The organism is Pseudoalteromonas sp. MMG012 (genome assembly GCF_018100875.1).
GTDB lineage: Bacteria > Pseudomonadota > Gammaproteobacteria > Enterobacterales > Alteromonadaceae > Pseudoalteromonas > Pseudoalteromonas aurantia.
On record NZ_JAGJEF010000167.1, the window covers coordinates 1 to 2,352 of the forward strand.

The window sequence follows — 2,352 nt, forward strand, 5'->3', positions numbered from 1 at the left end:
AGTTCATGGTCGTAACTCCTAAGATGCTTCGGAAAATAATTGGCGTAATTCATCAACTTTTTGCTCACGGGCTAGGCCTCGAACCACCACAGAGTTGGAGGGGGTTGTATACGACTTACAATCGGCAAAGAATTTTTCGACTGGCTGGTCCACAATTTTTGCTAACGCGTTGGCTATAGCTTCGGAGTGATAACGACCACTGACTACGTTGGACACTGTAGAGAGAGACTTGCCCAAAGCATCAGCTATTTGCTTCAGTGTATAGCCTTTCTTTTTGATGGCCTGTTTTCTTTTATCTGCATTCATAGTAAATTACCTATTGGTTTCAACCCTTTTTAAAAGCTTTTGCGGGCGATTTTAAAAAGGGTTTTGTTAATGTTCAGGCTCAGTATAGGTATCACATGTGACACCTTTCAACTATAAAGTTATCTAATATGACAACATTTTTATCTTTGGAAAGGAAACGCTTAGGCTTAACCCAAACTGAAGTATACGAACCGATTAAAGTCAGTAAGTCTGCATACTTGCGTTGGGAGCAAGGAAAACCAATACCTTCTGATAAGCTAGCTGAGCTTGAGAGTATAGGCTTTGATATTCGCTATATCGTTACTGGTAAAAGGCAATCATTCGAAATGGTTAATAACGATGGTAACGTAACCATCGACAATGCTATTGAAATAGCTAAGTATTCAGCTAGAGAAGCTATAAAGTCAGTATATCAAGTAAAAAAACTGAGAAAAGAAGTCAACACAACTTCAGACTTTGATGTTATAAAAAGCTTGGAGTTAGTAGAAAAAGCGGTTGGTGTACTCGCGTTAGCGGAAATTACAGGTGAGCTTAACACCGATGTTTTATTTGAAGCTTTACAACCTACGAAGAAGCAAAGTGGTTAAGCCTGCTTCTTCGGGTTAGTTATAGATCTCATAATGACCTCCTGATTAATAACACCCATGGACTTTAGAGCTAGAAGTGTCTTCTTTCTTTCGAGCTTAAATTGCAGCTCTAATGCTAATAACTCTTCTTCTGAAATTCCTTCAAAAATGTCCTCAAGAATCTGACTCAAAGCTAAAAGCTTTGCAGCTTCATCTAACTCTTTTCTCTCTCTATAAACAAAAAACTCAGTCCTATCCTCAGCAGATAATTGCACATTAGGCACTACAACCAAATTAGGGCGCTTATAGTGAAATGCACATAAACTTAAAACTATCGACACTACAATTAACAATCCTAAGCATGCTATAACTATCATTTCCATTGATTATCCCCATTGATGGCTAGGTTTTAGATTGAATATTCGTAACACTGGGTATGAGCTTATTAATGCCAAAGTCGCCAAGTTTATAGTTGTTTTTAACGGCATATATACTAAATTAAGATACTCTGTTTCCAAGTATACTCGGTCTATATACCTCATCATTTGAAGAACAACCATACACGTCGTCAGGTAATAAACCCATCTGCATATTTTGGAAAAACTGCACTTTTTTAACCAATGAAGCCCTGTTAAAATAGCCAGCCCTAAAACATCGTGAAAAGAATACACGAAGTAGTAGAGCTGAATTTTTTCTTCTCTGTTTAATGTCATTTGAGAAAAAACATGGCTCATATAGCTACCAGAAAAATGCCAGAACAGTGAAAACGAGGCTAAGAGAAACAAGCTCTGCTCAACCTGCTCACGTATTTCAGCGCTAGGCCTACTAAAGACCAACTGCTTTACAGGCTGCTTAGCAAATAAAAGAAGGGCTGCTAATGCAATTAGCTTAACCCCAATAACAGCCCAATCTATAGAGGCAAAAAACTCAGTCACGGTAAGTAATTTCCTTGCTGATATAATGCGTCAGCGAAACTCCGCGTGGCAGAAGGTTCGTTACCACCACCTCCTCCAACTGAACCTCCAACAACTATGTTAAGCTGTTGTTGAGTTAGTAGCGTAGCCGAGGATCTTAAACTATAAATCAGTAATGTTTTAGGCTCTTTAATCTTTTTGTCATTCATTTGGGTTCACTCCTATTTTATGGAGTTTTAAGAGTATCACCATTAGAAGTGTTTTCTTTTAAACTGGGTTAAAAAGTTGAATGTTCTAGGCTCAGTTCCACCGCCGCCGCCTGCACTAGAAGTCTTTGAAGAATTAATATTTTCATAACCGTTACCAGCAAAGATATTGCGACAGTTTTCTAGTGAAAGCGTTCGAACTAGCTGTTTTGTCATGCCTAAAACCTCAACAAATAATATATACATTGACTTCAAGCTAAAAAAGAAGAGCCTTAATATTCCTTTTTGCTTTATGACAATCAATTCCATTAACCAAAATATAACACTTTGGTTAATCTTTTGTATAGTCTTTGCAAAAGG

General features: G+C 37.7%; 6 protein-coding genes. 1 reads left to right on the forward strand and 5 read right to left on the reverse strand.

The window, feature by feature from the left end:
• Positions 1-18: 18 nt before the first annotated feature.
• A complete protein-coding gene (locus J8L97_RS22730) occupies positions 19-306 on the reverse strand; it encodes a helix-turn-helix transcriptional regulator (protein ID WP_211053001.1) in 288 nt (95 codons plus the stop codon).
• Between the two features lie 128 nt (positions 307-434).
• On the opposite strand from J8L97_RS22730, the gene J8L97_RS22735 reads away from it, so the two are divergent.
• Positions 435-893, forward strand: coding sequence for a helix-turn-helix transcriptional regulator (locus J8L97_RS22735; protein ID WP_211053002.1), 459 nt, complete (start codon positions 435-437; stop codon positions 891-893).
• Here the strand turns inward: J8L97_RS22735 and J8L97_RS22740 are convergent.
• From J8L97_RS22740 to J8L97_RS22755, 4 genes are all read right to left on the reverse strand, one after another.
• Positions 890-1,255: a hypothetical protein gene (locus J8L97_RS22740; protein WP_211053003.1), complete on the reverse strand. Its 366-nt coding sequence runs from the start codon at positions 1,253-1,255 to the stop codon at positions 890-892. The two genes, J8L97_RS22735 and J8L97_RS22740, sit on opposite strands and share 4 nt — an antisense overlap.
• A gap of 3 nt (positions 1,256-1,258) precedes the next feature.
• On the reverse strand, positions 1,259-1,807 hold the full coding sequence (locus J8L97_RS22745; protein WP_211053004.1) for a hypothetical protein: 549 nt from the start codon (positions 1,805-1,807) through the stop codon (positions 1,259-1,261).
• Positions 1,804-1,995, reverse strand: coding sequence for a hypothetical protein (locus tag J8L97_RS22750; protein WP_211053005.1), 192 nt, complete (start codon positions 1,993-1,995; stop codon positions 1,804-1,806). The genes J8L97_RS22745 and J8L97_RS22750 overlap by 4 nt, the downstream gene beginning before the upstream one ends.
• A 42-nt stretch (positions 1,996-2,037) precedes the next feature.
• Positions 2,038-2,352, reverse strand: a 315-nt coding sequence (locus J8L97_RS22755; RefSeq protein ID WP_211053006.1) for a hypothetical protein, incomplete at its 5' end; no start/stop codon positions are given.

Excerpts from the sequence above, each read along its gene's own strand:
- J8L97_RS22730 (WP_211053001.1), bottom strand. The coding sequence starts at position 306 with ATGAATGCAGATAAAAGAAAACAGGCCATCAAAAAGAAAGGCTATACA.
- J8L97_RS22735 (WP_211053002.1), top strand. The coding sequence starts at position 435 with ATGACAACATTTTTATCTTTGGAAAGGAAACGCTTAGGCTTAACCCAA.
- J8L97_RS22750 (WP_211053005.1), bottom strand. The coding sequence starts at position 1,995 with ATGAATGACAAAAAGATTAAAGAGCCTAAAACATTACTGATTTATAGT.
- J8L97_RS22740 (WP_211053003.1), bottom strand. The coding sequence starts at position 1,255 with ATGGAAATGATAGTTATAGCATGCTTAGGATTGTTAATTGTAGTGTCG.